Annotated in this window: 27 protein-coding genes; 13 read left to right on the plus strand and 14 right to left on the minus strand. The window is 69.7% G+C overall.

What is annotated here, in order from left to right:
- The first annotated feature begins 2 nt into the window (after window positions 1-2).
- On the plus strand, window positions 3-995 hold the full coding sequence (gene rlmB, locus FN821_RS09270) for a 23S rRNA (guanosine(2251)-2'-O)-methyltransferase RlmB (RefSeq protein WP_131172328.1): 993 nt from the start codon (window positions 3-5) through the stop codon (window positions 993-995).
- A 182-nt stretch (window positions 996-1,177) separates the two neighbouring features.
- On the opposite strand, the gene FN821_RS09275 is transcribed toward rlmB, so the two are convergent.
- On the minus strand, window positions 1,178-1,900 hold the full coding sequence (locus FN821_RS09275; RefSeq protein WP_131172329.1) for a L,D-transpeptidase family protein: 723 nt from the start codon (window positions 1,898-1,900) through the stop codon (window positions 1,178-1,180).
- Between the two features lie 203 nt (window positions 1,901-2,103).
- On the opposite strand from FN821_RS09275, the gene efeU reads away from it, so the two are divergent.
- Complete coding sequence (gene efeU, locus FN821_RS09280) at window positions 2,104-2,949, plus strand: iron uptake transporter permease EfeU (protein WP_131172330.1); 846 nt, start codon at window positions 2,104-2,106, stop codon at window positions 2,947-2,949.
- A gap of 51 nt (window positions 2,950-3,000) precedes the next feature.
- On the opposite strand, the gene FN821_RS09285 is transcribed toward efeU, so the two are convergent.
- Window positions 3,001-4,269 (minus strand): S49 family peptidase, encoded by a 1,269-nt coding sequence (locus tag FN821_RS09285; RefSeq protein WP_131172331.1) that lies wholly within the window; start codon window positions 4,267-4,269, stop codon window positions 3,001-3,003.
- Window positions 4,270-4,565: 296 nt separating this feature from the next.
- Between FN821_RS09285 and FN821_RS09290 the strand changes: the two genes are divergently transcribed.
- From FN821_RS09290 to FN821_RS09300, 3 genes are all read left to right on the plus strand, one after another.
- Window positions 4,566-6,032: a basic amino acid/polyamine antiporter gene (locus tag FN821_RS09290; protein WP_131172332.1), complete on the plus strand. Its 1,467-nt coding sequence runs from the start codon at window positions 4,566-4,568 to the stop codon at window positions 6,030-6,032.
- 49 nt (window positions 6,033-6,081) lie between these two features.
- Entirely contained in the window at window positions 6,082-6,564 is a 483-nt protein-coding gene (locus FN821_RS09295; RefSeq protein WP_131172333.1) for an arginine repressor, read from the plus strand.
- A gap of 167 nt (window positions 6,565-6,731) precedes the next feature.
- Window positions 6,732-8,171, plus strand: coding sequence for a glycine hydroxymethyltransferase (locus tag FN821_RS09300; protein WP_131172334.1), 1,440 nt, complete (start codon window positions 6,732-6,734; stop codon window positions 8,169-8,171).
- Between the two features lie 158 nt (window positions 8,172-8,329).
- On the opposite strand, the gene FN821_RS09305 is transcribed toward FN821_RS09300, so the two are convergent.
- Window positions 8,330-10,027 carry a DUF2207 family protein gene (locus tag FN821_RS09305; protein ID WP_165489316.1) on the minus strand — a complete coding sequence of 566 codons (1,698 nt, stop codon included), beginning with the start codon at window positions 10,025-10,027 and terminating at the stop codon, window positions 8,330-8,332.
- A 72-nt stretch (window positions 10,028-10,099) separates the two neighbouring features.
- Here FN821_RS09305 and FN821_RS14275 point away from each other — a divergent pair, with 72 nt between their 5' ends.
- A complete protein-coding gene (locus FN821_RS14275; RefSeq protein WP_165489317.1) occupies window positions 10,100-11,347 on the plus strand; it encodes a neutral zinc metallopeptidase in 1,248 nt (415 codons plus the stop codon).
- On the opposite strand, the gene ispF is transcribed toward FN821_RS14275, so the two are convergent.
- The 3 genes from ispF to FN821_RS09335 are packed head-to-tail and all read right to left on the minus strand — an operon-like array spanning window position 11,344 to window position 13,025.
- Window positions 11,344-11,832 carry a 2-C-methyl-D-erythritol 2,4-cyclodiphosphate synthase gene (gene ispF / locus FN821_RS09325; RefSeq protein WP_180319754.1) on the minus strand — a complete coding sequence of 163 codons (489 nt, stop codon included), beginning with the start codon at window positions 11,830-11,832 and terminating at the stop codon, window positions 11,344-11,346. The two genes, FN821_RS14275 and ispF, sit on opposite strands and share 4 nt — an antisense overlap.
- Entirely contained in the window at window positions 11,825-12,529 is a 705-nt protein-coding gene (gene ispD, locus FN821_RS09330; RefSeq protein ID WP_131172339.1) for a 2-C-methyl-D-erythritol 4-phosphate cytidylyltransferase, read from the minus strand. Before ispD ends, ispF begins: the two co-directional genes overlap by 8 nt.
- A gap of 10 nt (window positions 12,530-12,539) precedes the next feature.
- Entirely contained in the window at window positions 12,540-13,025 is a 486-nt protein-coding gene (locus FN821_RS09335; protein ID WP_131172340.1) for a CarD family transcriptional regulator, read from the minus strand.
- 307 nt (window positions 13,026-13,332) lie between these two features.
- Between FN821_RS09335 and FN821_RS09340 the strand changes: the two genes are divergently transcribed.
- The 3 genes from FN821_RS09340 (at window position 13,333) to FN821_RS09350 (ending at window position 14,533) form a co-directional block, all read left to right on the plus strand.
- The gene (locus FN821_RS09340; RefSeq protein ID WP_131172341.1) at window positions 13,333-13,851 is read left to right on the plus strand and encodes a hypothetical protein; all 519 of its coding nucleotides are present in this window, start codon (window positions 13,333-13,335) and stop codon (window positions 13,849-13,851) included.
- A 200-nt stretch (window positions 13,852-14,051) separates the two neighbouring features.
- Window positions 14,052-14,369: an aminotransferase class I/II-fold pyridoxal phosphate-dependent enzyme gene (locus tag FN821_RS09345; RefSeq protein WP_131172342.1), complete on the plus strand. Its 318-nt coding sequence runs from the start codon at window positions 14,052-14,054 to the stop codon at window positions 14,367-14,369.
- On the plus strand, window positions 14,330-14,533 hold the full coding sequence (locus tag FN821_RS09350) for a hypothetical protein (RefSeq protein ID WP_131172343.1): 204 nt from the start codon (window positions 14,330-14,332) through the stop codon (window positions 14,531-14,533). Before FN821_RS09345 ends, FN821_RS09350 begins: the two co-directional genes overlap by 40 nt.
- Here the strand turns inward: FN821_RS09350 and FN821_RS09355 are convergent.
- From FN821_RS09355 to FN821_RS09365, 3 genes are all read right to left on the minus strand, one after another.
- The gene (locus FN821_RS09355; RefSeq protein ID WP_131172344.1) at window positions 14,521-15,480 is read right to left on the minus strand and encodes a ribose-phosphate diphosphokinase; all 960 of its coding nucleotides are present in this window, start codon (window positions 15,478-15,480) and stop codon (window positions 14,521-14,523) included. The two genes, FN821_RS09350 and FN821_RS09355, sit on opposite strands and share 13 nt — an antisense overlap.
- A 223-nt stretch (window positions 15,481-15,703) precedes the next feature.
- Window positions 15,704-16,381 (minus strand): response regulator transcription factor, encoded by a 678-nt coding sequence (locus tag FN821_RS09360; RefSeq protein WP_131172345.1) that lies wholly within the window; start codon window positions 16,379-16,381, stop codon window positions 15,704-15,706.
- Entirely contained in the window at window positions 16,378-17,514 is a 1,137-nt protein-coding gene (locus tag FN821_RS09365; protein ID WP_165489318.1) for a sensor histidine kinase, read from the minus strand. Before FN821_RS09365 ends, FN821_RS09360 begins: the two co-directional genes overlap by 4 nt.
- 183 nt (window positions 17,515-17,697) lie before the next feature.
- Between FN821_RS09365 and phoU the strand changes: the two genes are divergently transcribed.
- Window positions 17,698-18,363, plus strand: a complete 666-nt coding sequence (gene phoU, locus FN821_RS09370; RefSeq protein WP_131172347.1) for a phosphate signaling complex protein PhoU — start codon at window positions 17,698-17,700, stop codon at window positions 18,361-18,363.
- 22 nt (window positions 18,364-18,385) lie between these two features.
- On the plus strand, window positions 18,386-18,997 hold the full coding sequence (locus FN821_RS09375; RefSeq protein WP_131172348.1) for a class I SAM-dependent methyltransferase: 612 nt from the start codon (window positions 18,386-18,388) through the stop codon (window positions 18,995-18,997).
- A 226-nt stretch (window positions 18,998-19,223) separates the two neighbouring features.
- Here FN821_RS09375 and FN821_RS09380 read toward each other — a convergent pair whose 3' ends face one another.
- Window positions 19,224-19,973 (minus strand): phosphoglyceromutase, encoded by a 750-nt coding sequence (locus FN821_RS09380; protein WP_131172349.1) that lies wholly within the window; start codon window positions 19,971-19,973, stop codon window positions 19,224-19,226.
- Between the two features lie 285 nt (window positions 19,974-20,258).
- On the opposite strand from FN821_RS09380, the gene FN821_RS09385 reads away from it, so the two are divergent.
- Entirely contained in the window at window positions 20,259-20,600 is a 342-nt protein-coding gene (locus tag FN821_RS09385; RefSeq protein ID WP_131172350.1) for a TraR/DksA family transcriptional regulator, read from the plus strand.
- Window positions 20,601-20,608: 8 nt separating this feature from the next.
- Here FN821_RS09385 and FN821_RS14975 read toward each other — a convergent pair whose 3' ends face one another.
- Window positions 20,609-22,801, minus strand: a complete 2,193-nt coding sequence (locus FN821_RS14975; protein ID WP_131172351.1) for an ATP-dependent DNA ligase — start codon at window positions 22,799-22,801, stop codon at window positions 20,609-20,611.
- A 139-nt stretch (window positions 22,802-22,940) separates the two neighbouring features.
- On the opposite strand from FN821_RS14975, the gene FN821_RS09395 reads away from it, so the two are divergent.
- The gene (locus FN821_RS09395; RefSeq protein ID WP_131172352.1) at window positions 22,941-23,678 is read left to right on the plus strand and encodes an SDR family NAD(P)-dependent oxidoreductase; all 738 of its coding nucleotides are present in this window, start codon (window positions 22,941-22,943) and stop codon (window positions 23,676-23,678) included.
- Window positions 23,679-23,895: 217 nt separating this feature from the next.
- On the opposite strand, the gene FN821_RS09400 is transcribed toward FN821_RS09395, so the two are convergent.
- The 3 genes from FN821_RS09400 to FN821_RS09410 are packed head-to-tail and all read right to left on the minus strand — an operon-like array spanning window position 23,896 to window position 26,117.
- Window positions 23,896-24,264: a biotin/lipoyl-containing protein gene (locus tag FN821_RS09400; RefSeq protein WP_131172353.1), complete on the minus strand. Its 369-nt coding sequence runs from the start codon at window positions 24,262-24,264 to the stop codon at window positions 23,896-23,898.
- 15 nt (window positions 24,265-24,279) lie between these two features.
- Entirely contained in the window at window positions 24,280-24,546 is a 267-nt protein-coding gene (locus FN821_RS09405) for a hypothetical protein (protein WP_131172354.1), read from the minus strand.
- An 8-nt stretch (window positions 24,547-24,554) separates the two neighbouring features.
- Window positions 24,555-26,117, minus strand: coding sequence for an acyl-CoA carboxylase subunit beta (locus FN821_RS09410; RefSeq protein ID WP_131172355.1), 1,563 nt, complete (start codon window positions 26,115-26,117; stop codon window positions 24,555-24,557).

Here is a 26,117-nt window from a genome sequence, read left to right on the forward strand (position 1 = left end):
CCATGGCGGGCAATTCGCAGCGCAAAGGCGCCGTCCGCAAGGTCGGGAAGGGCATCGGCAACCAGGGGCGCACCGCGGGCTCCGGGGGGCGCGTCAAGCGCGGCCTCGAAGGCCGCGGCCCGACACCCAAGGCCGAGGATCGTCCCTACCACAAGGCGTATCGCTCGCGGCGTCCCGAGGAGCCGGGCAAGACCCCCGGACGCCGCGGCGTCTCGGACCGCGCCAAGGCCGCGGCTGGCGCAGGTCCCGAATGGGTCATCGGACGCAACCCGGTCTACGAGGCGCTCAAGGCTGGCCTGCCCGTCAAGCGCGCCTACCTCGCCGAGGGCGTCGAGCGCGACTCGCGCCTGGGCGACATCCTGAAGCTGGCGGCCGAGCGGGGCATCCCGCTGCTGCAGGCGTCCCGGTTCGAACTCGACAAGTTCGCCGGCGGGGCGGTTCATCAGGGCGTGGCGATCCAGCTGCCCGAGTACGAGTACACGCACCCGAACGACCTGCTCGCCGACGCCCTGGACGCCGACGCGCCGATCGTCGTCGCCTGCGACTCGATCACCGACCCGCGGAACCTCGGCGCCATCGTCCGCTCGGCGGCCGCCTTCGGGGCGTCCGGAGTGATCGTGCCCGAGCGGCGCTCGGCGCACATGACCGCGGCGGCCTGGAAGGCGTCCGCCGGTGCGGCGGCCCGCTGCCCCGTGGCGCTGGCCGGCAACCTGAACAGGGTGTTGCGTGAGTACGCCGAGGCGGGCTTCGTGATCGTCGGGCTCGCCGGCGAGGGCGAGACCCCCATCGACGACATCCCCGGCGTCGACGGACCGGTCCTGATCGTCATCGGCTCCGAGGGTGACGGGCTCGCCCAGTTGACGCGCAAGAACTGCGACGTCCTGGCGTCCATCCCGATCGCGTCCGAGGTCGAGTCGCTCAATGCGTCCGTGGCGGCGTCGGTGGCCTTGTATGAAGTGATGCGTTCCCGCGCGTCCCTGCCAACCGACACCTGAGCAGGCCGAAGCGATGCTCAACACTCAGTTCCGGCGGGCCAGCGTGGCTGACCGCAAGGGAATCGAAGCCGTGCTCCGCGAGGCCCGGGCGGCCCTGGACTCGACCACCTGACTCTGCCAACGATCCTCTGACAGGCACGAACCCCGTGGAGCAAAGCTCCACGGGGTTCGGCGTGAGGTCCTCAGGAGAAGACGACCACGCGCGAGCCGACCGGGGTGAAGTTGTAGACCCACAGCGAGTCGGCACGGTTGGCGATGTTGACGCAACCGTGGCTCGAGCGGGTGTAGCCGTAGGCCCTGAAGTCCGCCGAGTAGTGCACGTACATGTTCGGATCGAACATGAGCGAGTTGGGCATGATGCCCGCGCCGTACCGCTTCGAGTAGGGGTTGGGGTCCTTCTTGTACACGCGGTAGACGCCGACGCCGGTCTGGTGGACGCGGTAGCGGCCGTACTTGTCCTGCGTGAAGCCGCCGAGGCGGACGGGGATCGTCTTGACGACCGCGCCGTCCTGGAGCACCGTCAGCGTCCGGGTCGCCTTGGACACGCACAGCACGACGCCCGCCGCTTGGCAGGACGCCGGCAGCGAGGTGTCGACGGCCGCGGGAGCGCGGAGGCGTCCCCACGTCGTCGCGTTGATGACGCCGTTGTCGGCGATGCGCTGGGCGCGCTGGAAGTTCAGCACCGCGTTGATCGTGGCCACCGAGGCCTTGCCCGAGATCGAGCCGGTGTAGAAGCCGGCGTTCTTCAACAGCGTCTGGGCTTCCTTGACGCAGGCGCCGCTCGTGCCGTACTTGACGGTCTTCGTAGCGCAGTCGGTGGCGGCCTCGGCCGTCGGCGCCGCGACGAAGAACATCGTGGCCGTCAAGATGGCGGTCGCGACGAGTGCGGCGAATCTCTTGATCATGTCGCTCCTTGGTCGTTCGGGGGTGTGCAGGGTCACAGTAATCGCTCACCGGCTCAGTGACGTAACCCATTCCCAAACTGGAACGCGGCACCGCCCGTCCTCAGCGGCTGTCGCCGGACGCCGCACAGCCAACGTCGGACGCTCGACTTGCAATCCCGTTAGAGACGAAGTTAGGTAAGCCTTACCTAACTCGGAGGAAGCCCATGCTCGCCAATCTTCTCATCGGCCTGCGCGAAGGTCTGGAAGCAGCCCTCGTGGTCAGCATCCTGGTCGCGTACCTGGTCAAGTCCGGTCGTCGACACCTGCTCGGACGCCTCTGGCTCGGCGTCGCCGTCGCCATCGGCCTCAGCCTGGCCGTCGGAGCTGCCCTCACCTTCGGACCGCAGGGGCTCAGCGACGAAACCCAGGAGCTCATCGGGGGCGTCATGTCCATCCTGGCCGTGGCCCTGGTGACCTGGATGATCATGTGGATGGCCACCGCCGGACGCACCCTCGCCACGGGCCTGCGCGACCAGATCGACCGGGCGGCCGAGAGCCGCTGGGCCCTGCCCCTGGTCGCCTTCCTGGCCGTCGGGCGCGAGGGGCTGGAGACCGCCCTGTTCCTGTGGGCAGCCACCCAGGCCGCGGTGCGCGACGGCGGTTCCGCCACCGCTCCCCTGCTGGGCGCGCTGGTCGGCCTGTTCATCGCGGTGGTCCTCGGCTACCTCATCTACCGCGGTGCCGTCCGGATCAACCTGCACCGCTTCTTCGCCTGGACGGGCGGCTTCCTCGTGATCGTGGCCGCGGGTGTCCTGATGTACGGCATCCACGAACTGCAGGAGGCGGGCGCCCTGCCAGGCGAGGACAACCTCGCCTACGACGTGTCGCACATCATCGATCCGAAGGGCGTCCTCGGCACGCTCCTGCGCGGGTTCTTCAACATCCGGCCCAGCGCGTCCGTCATGGAGGTCGTGGCCTGGCTGCTCTATGTCGGCATCGTCGGCACCCTGTTCGCGCTGCGCCTGCGGCGTCCGACGGCCGCGAAGGCGGCGTTGTCGACGCCCGCCTGAGCCCGAATGCACGCGGGGCCGGCTCCTGGAGCCGGCCCCGCGTGCGTTGTTCTAGCGGCAGACGCCCGTCAGGGAGCCCTGGTAGGCCAGGATGACCGGCGTCCCGGAGCACAGGGACGCCGTCGCGCGCGGCGCCTGCCCACCGATCGCCGGCGCGGGCAGCGAGGTGCCGTAGACGCGGGCCTGGGCGCCGAAGAGCTGGGCGAACATGCCGGGCGGGGTCGCGGTCACAACCCGGGTCTGGGCCGGGTCGAGCCCGGCCGTCGTGGCGAAGTCGCGGAAGGCTTCGTCACGGCCCTGGACGCCGTCGATCAGCTTGTTCGCGGTCGCGGTCTTGCCGTCGAAGATGTACGCGCCGAGCGTGCCCTTGATCGTCTCGGCCGGGATCTTGCGTCCGGCCGACACCCAGGCCACGAACGCCTCGTATTCGTTGGCCATGCCGTTGGCGAAGTTCGTGCGCTCGGCGTCCGTCATGTCACGCCATGGGCTGCCGAAGTCCTTGCCGGTGCCCTGGGTGATGTACTGCGCGGTGATCCCGCCGCTGGTGACGACGCCCGCCGTGAGCATCGTGCCGGTGATCGCGGTGACGTCCTTGTAGCGCTCGAAGGGTCCGGCGATGACGCCGATGCTGCCGACGAGCGAGCCGTGGTCGGCCAGGATCTTGTCGGCCCCCGCCATCGCATACATGCCTCCGGACGCCGACATCCCCTGGACGTACGCGAACGCGGGGTGCCCGGTGCGGGTCTTGTACCGGGCCATCGCGTCGGCGATCGCCTTCGAGCCATTGATCGACCCGCCGGGGGTGTTCAACAGCAAGACGAGACCGTCGGCGTCCGACTTGGACAGGCCGTCGATCACCTGGGCGATCTCGTAGCCGTAGGCACCCGAGCCCAACGTGAGCCCATCGCCGGAATCGGCCATGATCGGACCAGACACGCTGATCGCGCGCAGCTTCTTGCTGGCCGTCTCCGGGCCCCAGATCGTCTTGAGGGGCTCGACCTTGGTCTGGCCGGCGCCCGCGAGCGCGCCCGCCATGCCGACGAAGGTGAGCATCGAGAGCAGCGATCCCACCAGGCCGAGAACGAGCAGGGTGAGTCCGACGCCGAGTCCGGCTCCTGCCCCGAGGCCGAAGCCGCGCCGGAAGTTGCGCTGCGGCGGCGTCCAGGATGGGGCGTAGGCGGCGGGCGGGTACGGGGCGGGCGAGGGGCCCGAGGCGGGGGCTGGGGCAGGTGTCCAGCCCGGGCTCGGGGGCGGCAGGACGGTGGCGCCTGGGACCGGCTGTGATGCTGGCCGGGGAGCCTGATCGGTGGGGTCGGACATGGCTTTCCTCTCGTTGTGGGGGTTGGTGTCGAGCCTAGTCACACCGCGCAACGAAGAAAGTTATTCAGTTGGACGCGGCGTGCTGCATAACATGCACCGGACGCCGCCCACCGCGGAGACGGGATGCGCGTGCCTCACCTCCGGCGACGAGTGCCCTGCGTGAATATTCACCAAGGATGAAAATCGAGGAAATCTAGTGTTATCGGGCGACCACCCGAAGATCATTGACACAAAGCGAGCGAGCTCGGGATGTTTTCTCGTGGTTGGCACTGGCGCCGACCGTCGGGAGGACGACCATGACCGCACAGCGCACCGCGACGCGAGCCAGCACGGCGACAGGACAGCCCACCGGCAGTCTGTCGTTCTTGCCGATGCTCGCCATCACGATCGGCTCGATGGTCGGCGCGGGCATCTTCGCGCTGCCGGGCAACATCGCCAAGAACGCGGCGCCCGGGCCGGCGCTCATCGGCTGGCTCGTCACGGGCCTCGGCATGTTCTGCCTCGCCAACGTGTTCCGGGTCCTGGCGGACCGGCGTCCTGATCTGGACGCCGGCGTGTACGCCTACGCGAAGGTCCTGTTCGGACCCATCTTCGGGCTGCTCAGCGCCTGGGGCTACTGGATCAGCGCCTGGGTCGCCAACCTCGCCTACTTCGTCATGATCACCTCAACGCTCAGCGCCGTGATCCCGGCGTTCGGAGACGGCACCACGTGGCCGGCGATCGCGGCGGCGTCCGTGCTGCTGTGGATCTACCACGGCCTGATCCTGCTCGGCATCAAGCCGGCCGCCCTGGTCAACACGATCGCCACCATCGGCAAGGTCGTGCCGCTCGTCTTGTTCATCGTCTTGGCGATCGTGGGCTTCAAGTACGACCTGTTCGCGTTCGACTTCTGGGGCACCGGCGGCGACCTGGGCAGCACGTTCGACCAGGTCAAGAACATGATGATGATCACGGTCTGGGTGTTCATCGGCGTCGAGGGTGCGTCCGTGTACAGCCAGCGCGCCAAGAACCGCCGCGACGTCGGACGCGCGACGGCGGTCGGCTTTATCGGCGTCCTCGCGCTGCTGCTGCTGGTCAACCTGCTGTCGTACGGCGCGATGAAGCGCGCCGAGCTCATGGAACTGCCGGATCCGTCGCTGCGCGGCGTCATGGAATCGTTCATCGGACCCGTCGGGTCGACGATCGTGTCCGTCGGCATCCTGGTGTCCGTGCTGGGCGCCCTGCTCGCCTGGATCCTGCTCAGCGCCGAGGTCATCCTGGTCGCCGCCGCCGACCAGACGATGCCCGCCTTCCTCGGACGCCTCAACGGCCACGGCGCCCCGTCCGGCGCGCTCTGGGTGACGTCGATCTGCATGCAGGTCATGCTGCTCTGCACGGCGTTCCTCGGCTCCGACCCCTACCTGAAGATCATCACGCTGGCCAGCGCCCTCGTGCTGATCCCCTATCTGCTGTCGGCGCTGTACGGCGTCAAGCTGGCCTGGACCGGTCAGGCCTACGCCGGGACGCCGGCGCAGCGGCGCCGCGATCTCGCGCTCGGCGTCGTCGCGACGGTGTACGCGGTCTGGCTGCTGATCGCCGCGGGGCCGGTCTACGTGCCGCTGTCGGCGATCCTGTACACGCCTGCCCTGATCGCGCACGTCATCGCCCGGCGCGAGCAGGGACGCCGCGTGTTCACCCGCGGGGAGGCGATCGTCGCCGCCGTGGTCGTGCTCGTGGCCATCGGCTGCATCGTTCTGCTGACGCAAGGAGCGCTCACGATCTAGATTGGGTCGGCCACGCGGACGCCCGCCCCGCGGGCCCGTGAGGTGACGCATGAGCGCGCAGGCTCCGGCCGTCCGGCAGTCGGTGGTGCGGCGGTTGCTGGCCTCCGCCGACGTCCGGTCGCAGGCAGAGCTGGTCGATCGGCTGCGCGGACTCGGCTTCAAGGCGTCCCAGGGCACGGTCTCGCGCGACCTGGCCGCTTTGGGCGCCCGCAAGAGCCGTCGCGGTGCGGGCAGCGTGTACGTGCTCCCGGACCCGACGTCGGCCAGCAGCTTCACCGCGCCCGGAGGCGAGCCCGGCGACCTGGCGTCGCTGGGGGCGTCACTCGTCTTGGAGGCCGCCCACGGCTCGCACGTCGTCGTCCTGCACTGCCCCGTGGGGGCGGCCGGCTTCGTCGCGGCGAGCATCGACCGGGCGCGCGTGCCAGGCGTCCTGGGCACCTTGGCCGGGGACGACACCGTCCTCATCGTCACGTCGGACGCCGACGCTGCGGCTCGCCTCCAAGGCAGCCTGGGCGCGGGCCCAGGGCACTGATCGGTCTGAGGGCAGCACTGAGCGAGCGCCGACTATGCCTGTCGAAGCCGCCTGCGCAAGGGGCTTCGACAAGCTCGGCCAACGAATGACCCCACCGCCGGACTCGCCGCAGGCCCTGTTGTAGATTGGCTCGCACCCGCAACTTTCTTTTCAAAGGAGCACCGGAAGTGAGCGATCTCGCCGCGACGGCGTCCAGCGCCTACACCCAAGCCCTCTCGATCATCGAGGGCGTCGAACCGCGAATCAGCGCCGCCATCAAGGCCGAGCTCGCCGACCAGCGCGGCTCGTTGAAGCTCATCGCGTCCGAGAACTATGCGTCGCTGGCGACGTTGCTCACGATGGGCAACTGGCTGAGTGACAAGTACGCCGAGGGCACCGTCGGGCACCGCTTCTACGCCGGCTGCCGAAACGTCGACACCGTCGAGGCGATCGCGGCCGAGCACGCGCGCGAGCTGTTCGGCGCCGAGTACGCCTACGTCCAGCCGCACTCCGGCATCGACGCCAACCTGGTCGCTTACTGGTCGATCCTGGCGCACCGCGTCGAGTCGCCGGCGCTCGAGCGCCTGGGCGCCAAGAACGTCAACGACCTCTCCGAGGACGACTGGGAGACGCTGCGCAAGTCCTTCGCCGAGCAGCGCGTCATGGGCATGAGCCTCGACGTCGGCGGCCACCTCACGCACGGCTTCCGTCCGAACATCTCGGGCAAGATGTTCCACCAGCGCTCCTACGGCACCGACCCCGAGACCCAGCTCATCGACTACGACAAGCTGCTCGCGGACGCCCGCGAGTTCAAGCCGCTCATCCTGGTCGCCGGCTACTCGGCCTACCCGCGCCGGGTGAACTTCGCGAAGATGCGCGAGATTGCGGACGCCGTCGGCGCCACCTTGTTCGTCGACATGGCCCACTTCGCCGGACTGGTCGCCGGCAAGGTCTTCACCGGTGAGGAGGATCCGGTTCCCTACGCCGACGTCGTCGCCTCGACCACTCACAAGTCGCTGCGCGGACCGCGCGGCGGCATCGTCCTGGCCAAGGCCGAGTACGCGCCGAGCGTCGACCGCGGCTGCCCGATGGTCCTGGGCGGACCCCTCTCGCACATCATGGCCGCCAAGGCCGTGGCGCTCGCCGAGGCCCGCACGGAGTCCTTCCAGCAGTACGCGCAGAAGGTCGCCGACAACGCCAAGGCGCTGGCAGATGGGCTGCTCCGCCGCGGCGTCCGGCTCGTCACCGGCGGTACGGACAACCACATCGTCCTGCTCGACGTCCGCGACTTCGGTCTCACCGGACGCCAGGCCGAGTCGGCCCTGCTGGACTCGGGCGTCGTCACCAACCGCAACTCGGTGCCGAACGACCCGAACGGCGCGTGGTACACGACCGGCGTCCGCATCGGGACGCCCGCGCTCACCTCGCGCGGTCTCGGCGCCGCCGAGTTCGACCGGGTGGCCGAGCTGATCACCGACGTGCTGAAGGCCACGACGCCGGTGACGGCGTCCAACGGCAAGCCGGGCAAGGCCAAGTACGAGATCGCAGCAGGCGTCGCCGAGGCGACCCAGAAGGCCGCGGACGAGCTGCTCGCCGACTTCCCGCTCTACCCGGGGCTGACCGTCTAGGTCCCGGCTAGCCGCTGCCACCGGGCGGCGTGTCGACCGCAGCTGTGGGTCGACACGCCGCCCGGTTCTTTGCTGTCAGCGTGAATTGAATGATGGGTGCGGTTCTGGTTGGAGTACCAACCAGAACCGCACCCGTCACGGCTTGAGGACGTACGGGATCAGTTGCGGGCGACCAGGGTGCCCGTGAAGGCGCGGATGAAGTTGCGCAGCGAGTCCGGCAGGTCGGACAGCTGCCAGCCGGCCGGGCCGTGGTACCAGTCGAGCTCGACCGAGTCGTCCACCGTCTCGTCGTTGACGGCCGCTAGGCCATCGAGCCAGCGGTCGGCCCCGCCGAGGACCACCGCGTAGGGCAGCACGGCCGCCAGCTCGGCGTGCTCGCGTCCGGTGGGCAGCTGGTCGGTCGGCTGCGTGAGCAGCGTGCCCCGGAGGACGCCGAGTCCAGCCAGCGCGGACGACCCCTTCGCCGTCCGGGACGGCATCGCCTGGGCCAGCAGTCCGATGCCGGCCGCAAGCCCGATGAGGACGAGCCCCAGTAGCCCGAACGGAGTCAGCGCGATCAGAGCGATCGCCGCCGCGGCGGCCACCACCAGGGCGATCCAGCCGAGGCGCGCCCACTTGTTGCGGGTCGCGTCCGGGCGGGCCGAGAACCAGCCCTTGCGGACGACCTCGTCGTACAGCTCCGCCTGGATCGTCGGCACGGCAGCTGACAGGTCCGGCCCGAGCTCCGACAGCTTGCGCGACACCCCGGACGCCGGCGCGATGGCGTCCAACAACGACTTCTCGTACGGAAGCAGGGCCGCCGATGACTCGCGCCGCGTCAATGCCCAGTCGGTGGGCGCAAACTGCGTCGCGCGCGGCAGTTGCTCGATGCGCACGTGGTTGCGGACCGCCAGGTCGATGACGGACGCCGTGACGTCGATCGGGTCGACGCGCTCGTCCGCCAGGGTGCCGACCTCGCCCGGCCGGACCTCTCCGACCATCGAGAACGTGCTCTGGCCCGCCCCGACCGGCGTGAAGGAGCCCAGAACGGAGGGCTGAGCCGCGCCAACGGCGTCCCGACCGAAGCGGCGGTGCAGCAGCCAGTAGGCGAGGCCGCCCAGCAGCGCGACGCCGGCGGCCAGGCCGAGCGGGAGCGGCGCGGTCGAGAAGGCGCCGTCGAGCGACCAGAGGTGGCGGACGGTTTCGTTGGGCTTGACGGTGGCGTCCTTGAAGCGCAGGACGATGCCCACGACCTCGCCGGCGCCCAGGCCCTCGTCGTGGAAGACGGGGTCGGGCTCGTCGTGGGTGCCGCCGGCGTAGTAGAGGCAGGCGCCCGGAGCGGCGGGGTCACCGGCGTAGCAGTCCATGGAGGTGAAGAGCCCGGGTGCCTTGATGACTGCTTCGAACGTCTTGACCGGGAGCGACAGGCCCTGCAGCAGCCGCCAGTTCAGCGCGGTCTCGGACTTGCCCACGTTCACCGCGGCGCCCTTGACCTTGTACCCCAGTTCGACCGGCCCGGACGCCCCGGCCGTCGGGATCGTCACGACCTGGTAGTCGCCGTCGGTCGTCACGGCCGGCGTCACCGCTTGTCCGCCCACGGACGCCGAGATGTCGCTGAGCGTGAACACGTACTGCGAGTCGCGTCCGGACATCAAGGTGGTGGCGAACCGCTGCTGCACCTGCGCCGGGGCGCCGTCGAGGGTGAGCGTGGCCTTGACCGTGAGGTTGCCGTCGGCGTCCACCGCGCCGGCGACCGCGTAGGTCGTCACCGAATCGAGCGCATGGGCGGGCGGTGCGGCGAACCCGACCACACCGATCAGGGCCAAGATCAGGCCGGCGGCGAGGCGGCGGCCACGGGTCACAACTGCTCCGGTCACGCGCCGAACGGTACCGCACGGGTGTTCGGGCGTCCTACCGATGGCTACGGGCCGGTGGCTAAGGTGGGCGCCGTGACTCAGCAGTCGTGGGGCGGCCCCCCTGACCAGTGGCAGCGCGGGCAGGCGCCGTGGGCGGTGTCCTTCGGCTCCGCGCCGGTACAGACGCCGTGGCCCCCGCCCGCGCAGCAGCCTCCCGCGGCGCCGTACGCGCAGGGCTACGCCCCGCAGTACTACCCGCAGCCCGGCCAGTTCCCGCCGCCCCAGCGTCCGCGGCGTCGCGGCTTCTTCGACACGCTGTTGCGCGCCATCCTGACGTTCGTCGCGATCATGGTGGCCATCTCGGTGATCCGCGGCATCATCACGGGGCTGACCCGCACGACCGGCGGAACCGTCCCGACCGGGGGCAAGACCACCGCGACCACCGGGGCCACGCCCGGCTCAAGCACCACGACCGGCACCGGCACCACGACCGGCACGGGCACCGGAACCGGCACCAGCGGCGCCAACGGAACCACCCAGTACCAGAACGAGGGCTACCAGGCTCCCCCGGCCGACTTCAATCCGCCGGACCTCCCCCAGCCGACGACGGTCAGCGAGGCGAACAGCTGGCTGAAGTCCAACGTGATCTACAAGGGCAACGTCCCGGCCCCCACGAACTGCACGATGACGGCGATCCAGTCGGGGCTCACCAAGGCCCAACTGGAGACCCGGCTCAACGAGCTGATGGTCTGCCTGATGGCGGTCTGGGAGCCGCCGATGAAGGCCGCCGGTTTCGAGATGCCGCGTCCGCCGGTGACGGTCTACAACAGCCCCGTGACGACCGCCTGCGGCGTCATGAAGGACGTCAACGCCGCCTACTGCGCCGGTGACCAGCGGGTGTACTACGCCATGTCACTGCTGAACGCCCTGCCGAGCAAGGTGAAGTCGACCAAGTACGCCGTCGAGGTCGTGATCGCCCACGAGTTCGGCCACGCCGTCCAGGGCCGCACGGGAATTCTCATCTCGGACAAGGCCCTCGAACAACGCGCGACCGACAGCGAGGCCACGATCATGTCGCGCCGGACCGAGCAGCAGGCCGACTGCTTCTCGGCCCTGTACGTGGCGTCCGTCGCCCAGAGCCAGAACTTGGGCCAAAAGGACCTCCAGGCGCTGGTCGACATGACCTACTACCTGGGCGACGACGTGCTGTCCGGCGACCCGAACGTCCAAGGCGACCACGGCCAGGGACGCAACCGCCAGGCGTGGTTCGCCCGCGGCGTCCAGACGAATCAGATCGGCGTCTGCAACACCTGGGTCGTCCCGGCCACGCAGGTCCGCTAGGACTCCACGCGGTAGACCAGCGCCGTCGCGATCGCGGCGACGCCCTCGCCGCGTCCGGTCAGCCCGAGCCCGTCGGTCGTGGTCGCCGACACGGTGACGACCGCGCCGAGGGCGTCCGACATCGCCTTCTCGGCTTCGGCCCGACGGGACGCCAGCCGCGGCCGGTTCCCGATGATCTGCACCGCGACGTTGCCGATGGCCCAGCCGGACGCCGCGATTCGCCTCGCCGTCTCCGCCAGGAAGGCCGCCCCGGACGCCCCCGCCCACTCCGGCTCGGACGTCCCGTAGTTGCTGCCCAGGTCGCCCAGCCCGGACGCCGAGAGCAGCGCGTCGCACGCCGCGTGGGCCGCGACATCGCCGTCCGAGTGACCAGCGAGGCCGCGCGGCTCGTCCGGGAAGTGCAGGCAGGCGACGTGCATGGCCACGCCATCAGCGAGCGCGTGGACGTCGGTCCCGACACCGACCCTGATACCCAATTCAGACATCTGCCCTCGCTATCGCCTCGGCGAGCACCAGGTCCAGGGGCTCGGTGATCTTCATCGCTTCGCGCGCGCCCTCGACCAGCACCACGGAATGCCCGGCGTGCTCGCAGGCCGCCGCATCGTCGGTGACTGCGACGCCGTCGCGCGCGATCAGTTCGTGGGCGGCCCGGAGGGTAGCCAGGTCGAAGCCCTGCGGGGTCTGGACGGCCCGTAGCGTCGCGCGATCCACCACGGACGAGCCACCGGGCAGCACCTGCCGGACCGAGTCGATCACGGTCGTGACGGGGATGACCGCGGGCGCCCCGCCCTGCACCGCGGCGATCACGCGCGCAACGACGGCAGCGGGCACGAGCGCGCGGGCCGCGTCGTGGACCAGCACGACCCGGCACCCAGCCAGGGACGGATCGGCGGCGACGGCGTCCAAGCCCAGACGGACGGAGTCCTGACGCTCGGCGCCGCCGCGGACCAGCCGGACGGGGACCGGCGCGGACGCGAGCGCCGCGGCGAAGGCGTCCTCGGTGCCAGCCGCGACGACGACGACCGCGTGCGTGCAGCCGCCCCCGGCGAGCTGCTCGACGGAGCGCAGGACGAGGGGGCGTCCGGCGATCTCGCGGAGCGCCTTGGGGACCTCGCCGCCCAGCCGGACGCCAGAACCGGCCGCCACCACGAGGGCGACGACCGGCTCTGTTGGCTCAGTCATGCGGCTGACTCTACGACGCGAGCACCTCGTCGAGCAGAACCTCGGCGCGATCCTCGGCGACCTTCTCGGCCAGCGCGAGCTCGGAGACCAGGATCTGGCGGGCCTTGGCCAGCATGCGCTTCTCGCCGGCGGACAGCCCGCGCTCGCGCTCGCGACGCCACAGGTCGCGGACGACCTCGGCGACCTTCATCACGTTGCCGGAGTGCAGCTTCTCGAGGTTGGCCTTGTAGCGACGCGACCAGTTCGTGGGCTCTTCGGTGTGGGGCGCACGCAGCACGCTGAAGACGCGCTCGAGGCCGGCGGCGTCGACGACGTCACGGACGCCGACGTCTTCGAGGTTCGAGATCGGGACTCGCACCACGAGGTCGTTCTGGCCAACGATGCGGAGCACGAGGTAGAGCTTATCTTCGCCCTTGATGGTTCGAGTTTCGATATCTTCGATCACCGCGGCGCCGTGATTGGGGTAGACGACGGTCTCACCAACAGCAAAAGTCATGTAATGGACCCCTTCCCTGGGACCCTCAGTGTAGCACGACCCGGGCGGGGATCCAAAATCATTTGCCCTTGTCAGAGGCACATTCGAGGTCTTGACAACCCGCACAGGATGTGTCCCGGGGTGAACCTCTCGGCCAGTCAACCCTATCCACTTAGGGACCGCGCCGCGATGGACGCCACGCCGTCGTTCCGTCCTGGGCGGAAGGCTCGTGACCCGATCGTCTTGTTCCGGGACGCGGCCTTGAAGCTGACGCTGAGCGGTCTGCTCGGTATCCTGACCGGAGTCCTCAGCCCTTCAGGAGTCACCCATGCCACGGATCGGCCAGTCCCGTACCCTCCGCGTCGCAGCGGCCGGAGCCGCGCTCGCGGCGTCCCTGACCCTGACCGGGTGTGGCTTCGACGTCCAGACGCTCCAGCCCTACACCCCGGCGCAGGGCGTCAACATCGACGTCGCGAACGGGCCGAAGATCCGCAACATCCTGGTGATCGCCAACTCCTCCGGCAAGGGACGCCTCTCGGCCGCCCTGGTCTCCCAGAGCAGCCCGGACGCGCTGGCGTCGGTCACCGGAACCGCGCTCAAGACGGACGGGACGCCCGGGGACGCCCTCACCATCGGCAGCACCCATGTGACGCTGCCTGCCGGACGCTTGGTCGTGTTGACCGGCACCGACGCGCCGACCATCACGGTCGCCAGCCCGGACCTGACGCCCGGCCACAACGTCCGGCTCAAGCTCACGTTCGCCTCGGGCGCGATCACCGAGATCACGGTTCCGGTCGTGGACGCCAAGGTCCCGATGTACGCGACGGCAGCCCCCGAGCTGGCGTAAGCCTCACCTCGTCGGGGACGCCGCGGCGCGGCCTGCGACGTCGAAGAGTCGTCGGACGAGCCACGCGAGAGCTCCAGACGCCGCCGGCGCCAGCACGAACACCAGCGATACCGCAGATGCCAGGGCGTGCCCGAATCCCGACGCCTGGGCCAGCGCGAACGCGTTCGTTGCTGCTTGGACGGCGATGGAGTCGTAGATACTTGCCCGCGAACTCCGCCCCCAGCCTGCGCGTCGGCTATCTCGCCGCCCGTAGCCCTGCGCTGAGTCGGCTGCAGACTGCTGCCATCACCGACTGCCTGTTCGTGGCGCGTCCGCTGCAGGAGACCGCGGCGGAGCTGCTGTCGTCGCCTGAGTGGCCGCGTCATCTCGGACGCCTCCGGCGCCAGCTCGGCGCACGCCGCGACCACCTCCTTGAGGTGCTCGCCCGCTGCTGGCCGAGCGACGAGGCCGTGACACGTCCCCGGGCCGGGCTGCACCTGTGGGTGCCGTGCCGGCGGGCTGGATCTCGTCAGCCCTGACCGCCCGCGCGCTGGACCTCGGCATCGTGATCGGCGACGGGACCTTCGCCTTCGCCGACGAGGCCCCCACCGAGCACGTCCGGATGAGCTTCGGGGCGGTTACCGAGGCCACTGCCGAGGCGGCCGTCCAGCGGCTCGCCTCCTCGCTGGATCAGGCGCCGTAGGTGTCCTCGTCGGAGAACAGGCGGCTGACCGACTCTCCCGAATGAATGCGCTTGATGGCCTCTGCGAACAGCGGAGCCACCGAGAGGACCGTGAGCTTGTCGACGGCGTCCGTCTGGGGAACCGTGTTGGTCGTCACGATCTCGGAGATCGCCTCGCACGCGTTCAACCGCTCGGGCGCCTTGCCGGTGAACAGGCCGTGGGTGCAGGCGACCCGGACGCTGTTGACGCCGTACTCGCAGATCTTGTCGATGAGCGCGACGATCGAGCCGGCGGTGGCGATCTCGTCGTCGAGCACGATCACGTCCTTGCCCGCAACGTCCCCGACGATCGTGTCGATGATCACCGATTCGTCCGTTTGGCGGCGCTTCGAGCCGGCCGCGAGGCCGACGCCCAGCATCCGAGCGAAGCTCCCGGCCGGCTTGGCGTTGCCGAAGTCGGGTGACACGACGACCCCGTTCGAGAGGTCCATGGTGTCGAGGAAGTGCTGGGCCAGCGTCGGCAGCGCCGACAGATGGTCGACCGGGACGGAGAAGAAACCGTGCACCTGCTCGGCGTGCAGCGCCATCGTGACGACCCGCGTGGCCCCGGCTGCGCCGATCAGGTCGGCGACGAGGCGTCCGCCGATGGAGATGCGGGGCGCGTCCTTCTTGTCGCTGCGCGCGTAGGCGTAGTGCGGGATCACCACGTTGATCGACCCCGCGGACGCCCCACGCGCGGCGTCCGTCATCATCAGCAGCTCCAACAGGTTCTCCTGCGTCGGCGGAACCAGCGGCTGAATGATGTAGACGTCCGTCTTGCGGCAGTTCGCGCGCAACTGCACCTGCAAGCAGTCGTTGCTGAACCGTTCGAGACGGGACGGCGACAACGGCTCGTCCAGCAGCGCGCACACTTCCTCGGCGAAGGCGCGGTGCGCGTGGCCTGAAAAGACGGTGATCCGGTCGTTCACGCGCTCAGGTTAGCCGGGACGTCACCCGCTGAGGGTGAGGCCTGGCTCGCGGACGCCTCGGCCTTCTCCGCATCGGTCAAGGCCCTTGACTGGGTGCTCGACGTCGCGGCAAACCGGGAGTCTCAGCACCCAGTCGCACCCGCCGACACGGGCGGCACGCCCGCAGGGACTCGCGTCACGGGTCGAGGCGTCGGGCCGGCACGCAGCGGGGGGTCAGCAAGACCTAGGCGTCCAGCTTGTACCCCAAGCCCCGGACGGTCGTCAGCCGGACGGGGTTCCCCGGGTCACGCTCGATCTTCGCGCGCAGACGCTTGATGTGGACGTCCAGGGTCTTGGTGTCGCCCACGTAGTCGGCGCCCCAGATGCGGTCGATGAGCTGGACGCGCGTGAGGACGCGTCCGGCGTTGCGCAGCAGCATCTCGAGCAGTTCGAACTCCTTGAGAGCGAGGCGCACGGGCTGCCCGTCGACCCAGACCTCGTGACGCTCTACGTCCATCCGCACGCCGGACGCCTCGATCAGGTCGGGCAGGAGTTCGGCGTCCGTGCCGCGCCGCAGGACCGCGCGGATGCGGGCGACCAGCTCGCGGTGGCCGAAGGGCTTCGTGACGTAGTCGTCCGCGCCGAGTTCCAGCGCCACGACCTTGTCGATCTCGTCGTCGCGGGCGGTGACCATGATGATCGGGACGCTGCTGCGCTGCCGAAGGCGGCGGCACACCTCGGTGCCGGTGAGCCCCGGCATCATCAGGTCGAGCAGGACGATGTCGGCGCCATGGCGGTCGAACAGCGCGAGCCCCTCGGTGCCGTCCGCGGCGACCAGCACCTCGAAGCCTTCGCGCTTGAGCAGGTAGCTCAGGGCGTCGCGGTAGGAATCCTCATCCTCCACGATCAGGACGACACTCATGCTTGACCTTCCTCTCCTGGCTTGGTCGCGGGCAACCGCAGGGTGAACGTGGAGCCCGCGCCGGGCTTGCTCCACACCGAGATCGTGCCGCCGTGGCCCTCGGCGATCTCCTGGACGATCGACAGCCCCAGGCCGGTGCCGCCGGTCGCCCGGCTGCGCGCGTAGTCGGCCCGGAAGAACCGCTCGAAGACCCGGGCCGCGTCGTCCGGGCTCAGGCCGATGCCGTTGTCCGAGACGGCGATGTCGACCCAGTCGACCCCCTCGTCGGTGACGGCCTTGGTGGTGACGACGACGCGCGCCTTCACCTCCGAGTACTGGATGGCGTTCTGGATCAGGTTCACGATCGCGGTGCCCAACTGCTCGGGGTCGGCGAACACCGTCAGCCCCGACTGACCCGACACCGTCAGCGACACCTCCCGGCCGTCGGCGAGCGTCTGACACCGCTCGATCGCATCCCGGACGCGAGCGTCCACGTCCGTCGGCAACGCGGACGCCAGCGCGGGGCGTCCCTGAATGATCGACAGGGCGAGGATCTGGCGGACCAGCGCCGCGAGGCGTCCGGCCTCTGACGAAATCTTGCCGGCGAAGTGGGCGACGGCGTCCGGGTCGTCCGCGGCGCCCTCGACCGCCTCGGCCAGCAACGAGATCGCGCCGATCGGCGTCTTGAGCTCGTGGGTGGCGTTCATCATGAAGTCGCGGGCCGACTCGGCAGCGCGGAGCGCCTGGCCTCGGTCGTCGGCCACGACGAACACGCGTTCGTCGCCGAGCGCGACCGTGCGGATCGCCAGTTGAGCGCCGGGACGCCCCAGGCGTCCGGGGACGTCGACGTTGAGGACGCCGTCCTGATCGTCGCGCCGACAAGCGCGAACGGCGTCCAGGACGGCCGGGAGGCCGATCCGGGTGCCGCGGACGAGTCCGGTGCGCTCCGCGGCCGGGTTGGCGGCCAGGAGTTCGTCGTGCCGTCCCACGATCGCGGCCGCGGAGCGCAGGACGCCGATGACGGCGTCCAGTTCGTGGGGCTCGACTGCGGGGGCGACGGGGACGGCCGAGCGACGCAGCAACGCGACCATGACGGCGGCACCGGCCAAGAGGCCGAGGACGACGCCGAGCGCCGCAGCGGCCAGGGGACTCATGCTTGGATCATAAGGGGGTCCGCTGGTGACTTTCGGCCCCGGAAGGCCTGCCGAGGGGGCTGCACGCCAAGGGTTCGCCGGGCGTTCACCTGCTGTTCGCATGCGCGTCCAGGCGGGCACGCGGACGGCCCATAATGTCGCTGGCGACCAGTGCCACCGGCACGACAGGAAGGAAGGGCGAGCATGCGCGCCGACTATCGCGAGGCCCTCACCGGCGTGAGCACGGACCTCGTGCAGATGGCGGACTTGGTCCGCGAGGCCGTGTCCGTGGCGACGACCGCGCTGCTGCAGGCTGACCTGGCCGCCGCGGAGCAGGTCATCAGCGGCGACGCCCACCTGGACGCGCTACACGACGACCTCGAGTCCCGGTGCTTCGTGTTGCTGGCCCGGCAGGCCCCCGTCGCCGGCGAGCTCCGGACCATCGTGGCCGCCCTCCGCATGGTCGCCGACCTGGCCCGCATGGGCGATCTCGCCGCGCACGTCGCCAAGATCGCCCGCATGCGGTACCCCAAGCACGCCGTCCCGGATTCGATGGTGCCGAACTTCCAGCGCATGTCGAGCCTGGCCGAGGAGATGGTCGCCATGGCGTCCAAGACCCTCGCAGAGCGCAACGTCCTGGACGCCGAGAAAATGGCCGACAACGACGAAGAGGTCGACAACCTGCGGACCATGCAGTTCCGCAAGCTGCTCGACGACTCCTGGGAGCACGGCGTCGAGGCGGCCGTCGACTGCGCGCTGTTGGGGCGCTACTACGAGCGCATCGCCGATCACGCGGTGATCCTCAGCTCGCGCGTCATCTACGTCGTCACCGGCCTGCACCCCGAGGGCGACAACTGGTCGATCGCCTGACGCGTCCGGCTCATACTGACGTATGAGTAACGAGCGCTTCCGGGCCCTCTGGGACGGCCACGCGGCGTCCTATGACCGCCAAACCCTGTGGTTGGAGCGACGGCTCTTGGGGTCGAGCCGTCCCTGGGTCTGTTCGCGGGCGTCCGGACGCGTCCTGGAGCTGGGCATCGGGACCGGTCTGAACCTCCCTTACTACTCGGCGGACGTCGCACTGACCGGCCTGGACTGGTCGCCGCGCATGCTGGATCAGGCCCGGGACGCCGCCGCGCGGCTGCGGCGTCCGGTCGAGTTGGTCCCGGGGGACGCCGTCGCGCTGCCGTTCGCCGACGGGACGTTCGACACGGTGCTGTCCACGTACCTGCTGTGCAGCGTGGCCGACGTCAGGGTGGTGCTGGCCGAGGCCCGTCGGGTGCTGGTGCCCGGCGGACGCCTCTTGCTCGCCGACCACGTTGCGCCCGCGAGCCGGGTGCTGCGTCTGGGCGCACGGCTGGTCGAGCGGGTCACGGTCCCGAGCCACAACGAGTACCTGACGAGGCGTCCGCTGGAGGGGCTTGAGGCTTCCGGCTTTCGGATCGTCGAGACCGAGCGCGCGCACTGGGGCGTCAGCGAGCGGGTGCACGCGGCGGCGGTCTAGCTCCCCTGGCCTCGCGTCAGCGCAATGAAGTGCACGCGGCCAGACGCTCAGGGCACTGAAACTCACGCCCTAGCGCACTGGACAGTGCGCTGACACGGCGACCTTGGGCGGCCGGAACCGAGACTGATGGCCGGTGCCCGACACGCAGCACAGCACCGGGACGGTTGCGCGTCCGGGTGCTGCGCTGATCCGCGACAAGAGGGAAGCCGCGCGTGCGGCGTCCGACTTACTTCTTCTTGCCCTGGTTCTTGACCGCCTCGATCGCGGCAGCGGCGGCCTCGGGATCGAGGTAGCGGCCCGGACCGATCGGGGCGAAGTTGTCGTCCAGTTCGTAGAGCAGCGGGATGCCGGTCGGGATGTTCAGGCCCGCGATATCGGCGTCCGAGATGCCGTCGAGGTGCTTGACCAGCGCGCGCAGGCTGTTGCCGTGAGCGGTGACCAGCACGACCTTGCCGGCGGCGAGATCGGGCTTGATGTCGGACTCCCAGTACGGAAGCATCCGCGCGACGACGTCGGCGAGGCACTCGGTCTGCGGACGCTCGTCAGCCGGGATGTCGGCGTAGCGGGGGTCGTTGTACTGGCTGAACTCGGAGTCCTTGTCGAGCGGCGGCGGCGGGGTGTCGTAGCTGCGGCGCCACAGCATGAACTGCTCCTCGCCGTACTTCGCGAGCGTCTCGGCCTTGTCGAGACCCTGCAGTCCGCCGTAGTGGCGCTCGTTCAGGCGCCAGCTGCGGGTGACCGGGATCCAGTGGCGATCGCAGCCGTCCAGCGCCAGGTACGCGGTGTGGATCGCGCGGCGCAGCAGCGACGTGTGCAGTTTGTCGGGCAGCAGCCCCTCGGCCTTGAGCAGCTCGGCCGCGCGGCGTCCCTCGGCCTCGCCCTTGGCGTTGATGTCCACGTCGACCCAGCCGGTGAACAGGTTCTTTTGGTTCCACTCGCTCTCGCCGTGGCGAAGCAGGATCAGCTTGTACGTCATGTCCCCCACCCTATCGACGCGCCCCGACAGTTGGCGGTCGTCTTCGTCTATGAGGGACGCCTCGAGTCGCCGCCCCCCGAGGGCGTCTCGGTTGCGGCTGGTGCGCAACGACAGCCGCCGGCTGGTTGCGCGGGGGAATGGGGTACAGCGTGGTTGTCGATCCCGCTTTCGGGGGGGCGTCGAGGCCACTTCGGTCATCGAGAACCACGCTGTACCGACATTCGCAGGGGACTCACTCCGAGCGCGGGCATGGATCGATGCCCAGGTCGCGGGCATGATGGATCGATGACCGAGCTGCCGTTCGATCCCGCGGCCGAGTTGGCGGCGAAGGCGTCCGAGCTGCGCCGCACGATCGGACGCCTCACAGCGCCCGTCGAGGAGGGCTCCACCATCGGCTTCGGCAAGCGCATCGGGGACGGGACCATCCAGGCGATCCAGCAACTGACGGACGCCGGCTCGGCCCAACGGCTCGCCGACACCCTCGATCAAGTCGTCCGCGCCCAGGCGAAGCTGGCCGACGGGACCTACGGGCGCTGCGACGTCTGCGACGAGCCAATCGACCCCGAACGGCTCGAGTTCCGTCCGTGGTCTCCTACCTGCGTCCGGCACGCGGGTCAGACCCGTTGACTCGGGGCCTACAGCCCCAAGACGTCAGCGAGGTCGTAGCTGACGGGCTCGTCCAGCTGCTCGTAGGTGCACGAGCGGGGGTCGCGATCCGGACGCCAGCGCGAGAACTGCGCCGTGTGCCGGAAGCGCTCGCCCTCCATGTGTTCATAACGGACTTCGACGACCAGTTCGGGCGACAACGGCACGAACGACAGGTCCTTCTTCGCGTTCCAGCGGCTGTGGGCCGCCGCGGTCGGCGTCCGGGGGAAGGACTGGTCCCGGTTGTCCGGGGTGTCCTGGGCGACGTCCGGCTGCGAGGACGCCTCCGGCGCGGCCCACGCCCACGGATGATCGTCGAACGTGGTCACCAGCGGCTGCAGTTCGGAGAACAGCTCCTTGCGTCTGGCTAGGGGGAACGCGCCGATGACGCCGACGCTGTTGAGGCGTCCGTCGTCGGTGTAGAGGCCGAGCAGCAGCGAGCCGATGGCGTCCGGCTCGTCGCGGTAGAGGCGGTACCCAGCCACGACGCAGTCGGCCGTCCGCTCGTGCTTGATCTTCCACATGACGCGTTTGTCCTCGGCGTAGGGCGCATCGAGCGGCTTCGCGATGACGCCGTCCAGGCCGGCGCCCTCGAACTCGTCGAACCAGCGCTTGGCCAGCTCTCGGTCGCCCGTCGCGCGCGTGAGATAGATCGGCGGTTGGACGCCGCCCAGCGCCTTCTCGAGGGCCTCGCGACGCTCCCGGAACGGCTTCTCGGCGTAGTTCACCGACCCCAGCGCGAGAAGGTCGAACGCCACGAAGGACGCCGGCATCTCGGACGCCAGCCGCTTGATCCGGGACGCCGCCGGATGGATCCGCTGCTGCAGCAAGTCGAAGTTGAGCCGGTCCCCCTTCTCGGGGTCGATCAGGATGATCTCGCCGTCCACGCAGCAGGGGTCGGGCAGGTTCGCCAGCACGGCGTCCACGATCTCGGGGAAGTACCTCGTCATGGGCTTCGAATTGCGGCTACCCAGCTCGACCCGGTCGCCACTACGCCAAATGAGCGTCCGGAAGCCGTCCCACTTGGGCTCGAAGAGCACGTCGGCCTTCGGGAACTCCTTGACGAGCTTGGCCAGCATCGGTCCGAACGGCGGGACGATCGGCGTCCCCCACTCGGCGTCCCGCTCGGCCTTGGGCGCGAGGTAGTCGTCCGCCGGACGGTCGGCCTTGCGCTTGCTCGGCGGCACGCGCGGCGGCTCGCCGAGCATCTTCGGGTAATCGGGCGGGAAGTTGAGCTCGCCGAGGCCGCGCGCCAGGTCGGCGTCCCAGAGGGCCAGCGCGCCGGCGATGTCGCCGCGGTGCTCGTCCATGGACGCCCACGGGCACCCCCGCTTGGCCACCAGCCCAGGGACGGTGTGGACGGTGAAGTCGCACGGGTCGGCGTCCGGTAGCTCCTCCCAGGTCAGCGGCGTGGAGACCGGGGCGCCCGGCAGCGGACGCGGGCTGTACGCGCCCGCGATCGTGCGGTCGCGGTTGGCCTGATTGAAGTCGACGAAGATCTTCTCGCCGCGCTCCTCCTTCCACCAGGAGGTGGTGACGAGATCCGGGAGGCGGCGTTCGAGTTCGCGGGCGATGCCGATGACGCCGTGCCGGACGTCCTGGAACTCGTGCGTCGGCGTGATCGGCGCGTAGACGTGGATGCCGCGGTTGCCCGACGTCTTGCAGTACGCCGTGAGCCCCACCTCGGCCATCAGCTCGCGCAGCGCCAAGGCGGCGGGGACGGCGTCCGCGAACGTGCGTCCGGGCTGGGGATCCAGGTCGATGCGCAGCTCGTCGGGGTTGTCGAGGTTCGCGGTGCGGACCGGCCACGGGTGAAACGTGATCGTGCCCATCTGGGCGGCCCAGGCCAGCGCGGCGGGCTCGTCGAAGGTGAGCTGATCGTGGCGGCGCTTCGAGGGGTACGTGCACGTTACGCGCCGCAGCCAGGCCGGGGCCCCCATGGGCGGACGCTTGCTGAAGAACTCCTCGCCCTCAATGCCCTCGGGGAAACGCTGGAGCGTCATCGGACGGTCGCCGTTGATGGTCAGGAACGGCTCGGCGACGGCCAGCAGGTAGTCGGCGAGGACCCGCTTCGTGACCTCCGGGCCAGACGCGGACGCTGGCCAGAGCTCCTTGTCCGGGCTCGACAGCTTCACCGTCCGGACGCCGTCGGGGCCGGGGACCTCCAGCAGCACATCAGCCATGCCCGCGAGCCTAACCGCCGCGCTGGTGCGTGCGACAACGCCCGGCGCTCCCCCAGCCAGGCGGTTTTGGTTGGTCAGCCAACCGAAACCGCACCCGGCCTGGACGGAAGCCTCCGCGAGCGGTTCTAGGATCGAGTCCATGACGAAGACCGCCCTGGTCACCGGCGCCGGTAGCGGCATCGGTGCTGCTTCTGCCCGCCGCCTCTCCGCTGAGGGCTACAAGGTCATCTGTGCCGGACGCCGCTTCGAGCGCCTCCACGACCTGGCCGCCGAGATCGACGGCGTGGCCGTCGCCTGCGACGTCACCGAGCCGGACGACGTCGCCATGCTGGCCGAGTACGTCGGCGACCGACTCGACCTGCTGGTCAACAACGCGGGCGGCGCCGTGGGCAGCGAGCCCCTCGCGTCCGCCGACTTCGACGCCTGGGTGACGATGTTCAACACGAACGTCCTCGGCGCCGGACGCGTCACGTCAGCCCTGCTGCCCGCCCTCAAGGCTGCCGCGGGCACCGTCATCTTCATCACCTCGACCGCGGCCGACGCCGCCTACGAGGGCGGGTCGGGCTACAACGCGGCCAAGGCCGGCGAGCGCATGCTGGCTGGCGCTCTGCGCCTCGAGCTGTGCGGCGAGCAGGTGCGGGTCTGTGAGATCGCGCCGGGCATGGTCCACACGGAGGAGTTCTCGCTTGTCCGCTTCCACGGCGACCAGGCCAAGGCCGACGCCGTCTACGCCGGCGTTCCCGACCCCTTGCTCGCAGACGACATCGCGGACGCCGTCGCCTGGGTCGCCACGCGTCCGGCGCACGTGAACATCGATCGGATCGTGGTCCGTCCGGTCGCCCAAGCGGCCAACCACAAGGTCTTTCGGACGCCGTAGGTGCGGACTCCCGCGTCGGCGTCCCCGATCACGGGGCCGACCTTCGTCCAGTGTGCCGACGTCCGGACATCGGCGAGGAGGACGAACCTCGGCTCCGCGCCCGGACGCGCCGGCGCCGACCGCGCGCGTCGGCGTCCCATCTAGCCTGGAACGAGACTCAGCGGCGCCCGCGAGAAGCGGACGCCGCTGAGGTCGATGCGATACCCCCCGGGGCGGGTTACGACTTGTCGAACTCGATCAGGGCCTCGCCACCCGCGACGGACTCGCCCTTGCTCACGAGGATGCGCGCGACGGTGCCGTCGTGCGGCGCCGTGATCTCGGTCTCCATCTTCATGGCCTCGAGGACGACGAGGACCGCGCCTTCCTTGATCTCTTGACCCTCCTCGACCAGGATCTTCGAGACCGACCCCGACAGGGGCGCCACCACAGCGTTGGCCGAGGTCGCCCGAACGGACGCCGTGGCGGCCACCGGCGTCTGCATGCCGCCGGCACCTCCGATGACGATGGTGGGAGCCACCTTCTCTTCCTCTTCGACCTCGACCTCGATGTCGTAGGGGATGCCGTTGACGGTTACTTTGAGCTTCATGTCTCTCCTCAGCGACTAGCGCAGATGCAAGGGTGCGTGGGACAGCTGGCTGCGACGGGTGGTCGCCTGCCAGGTGCGGCTGGTGGTGAAGTGAGCCTGGCGCCGCTTGGCGCGGAAGCCCATGTAGCCGGACACCGCGGCGGCGATCGCCACCAGGGTCTCCTCCGGCACGTTCTGCGCGTTGAGCAGCTTGATGCTCTTGATCTCGCCCTCCAGGGTCTGCACCCGGTCGGAGAGCGACTTCACGAGCGCCAGCAGCTCGGCGTTCTGGTCGTCGGTCATGGCGTCTCCTACACCGGCCCGAGGCCGTGCTTCTTGGCCGGACGCAGCTCGCGCTTGTTGATCAGGATCTCCAGCGCCATGGCCACGTACCGACGCGTGTCGGCCGGGTCGATGACGTCGTCGACGAGCCCGCGCGCGGCGGCCATGAACGGCGTCGAGTACACGTTCCGGTACTCGTCGATGAGTTCTTGGCGCTTGGCGTCCGGATCGTCGGCCGTCTCGATCTCCTTCTTGAACACCACGGACGCCGCACCCTCGGCCCCCATGACCGCGATTTCCGCGGTCGGCCAGGCGAAGACGGAGTCCGCGCCGAGGTCCTTGCAGCACATCGCGATGTAGGCGCCGCCGTAGGCCTTGCGCATCACGACGGTCACCTTCGGGACGGTGGCCGCCGCATAGGCGTACAGCATCTTGGCGCCGTGGCGGATGATGCCGCCGGTCTCCTGGGAGACACCCGGCAGGAAGCCCGGGACGTCCACAAGGGTCAGCAGCGGGATGTTGAACGCGTTGCAGAACCGGATGAACCGCGAGCCCTTGTCGGACGCGTTGATGTCCAGGACGCCGGCCATCGACGACGGCTGGTTGGCGACGACGCCGATCGTGCGTCCGTTGATGCGGGCGAAGCCGATGACCAGGTTCATCGCGTAACCGGCCTGGACCTCGAGGAAGTCCTGGTGGTCGACCAGCTTCAGGATGACGTCGCGGACGTCGTAGCCCTTGTTGCCGTCGGTCGGGACGATGTCGTAGATCGTCTCGTCGCGCTCGACGTACGGGTCGGGCTCGAAGACCTGCGGGTCCTCGGTGTTGTTCTGCGGCAGCAGGCTGAGCAGCTTCTGCGCGATCAGGATGGCCTGCTCGTCGTCGTCGGCCACGAAGTGGTTGACGCCCGAGATCGACATGTGGGTATCGGCGCCACCGAGGGCGTCCGCCGTGACGTCTTCGCCCGTGACCTGCTTGATGACGTTCGGCCCCGTGATGAACATATGGGCCTTGCGGGTCTGGATGATGAAGTCGGTCAACGCCGGGCTGTAGGCCGCGCCGCCGGCGCAGGGGCCCGAGATGATCGAGATCTGCGGGACCGCGCCCGACAGCTTCACGTTCTCGTAGAAGACCGCGCCATAGCCGTGCAGCGAGTCGATGCCTTCTTGGATCCGCGCGCCGCCCGAGTCGTTGATGAAGACGAACGGGGTTCCGCACTTGAGTGCGGACTCCATCATCTGCACGACCTTGAGGCTGTGCGTCTCGCCCGCGGAGCCGCCCACGACCGTGAAGTCCTGGCTAGCCAGGTGGATCGGGCGTCCGAAGACGGCTCCCGTTCCAGTGACGACACCGTCGGCGGGCATGTCGGCCGTATCCATGCCGAAGGCCGTGGTCCGGTTGCGGCGGTAGAGGCCGATCTCCTGGAAGGTGGCCTCGTCCAGCAGTGCGCCGATGCGCTCGCGGGCGGTCATCTTGCCGGCGTCCCGCTGCTTCTGCAGGCGCGCCTCGCCGCCGCCGAGCCGGGTCTCCGCCCGCTTGACGGTCAGCTGATCGACCTGCTTGCGCATGGTCGGGGACTTCTTGGCTGCCAT

The organism is Propioniciclava tarda, from assembly GCF_900182665.1.
Lineage (GTDB): Bacteria > Actinomycetota > Actinomycetes > Propionibacteriales > Propionibacteriaceae > Propioniciclava > Propioniciclava tarda.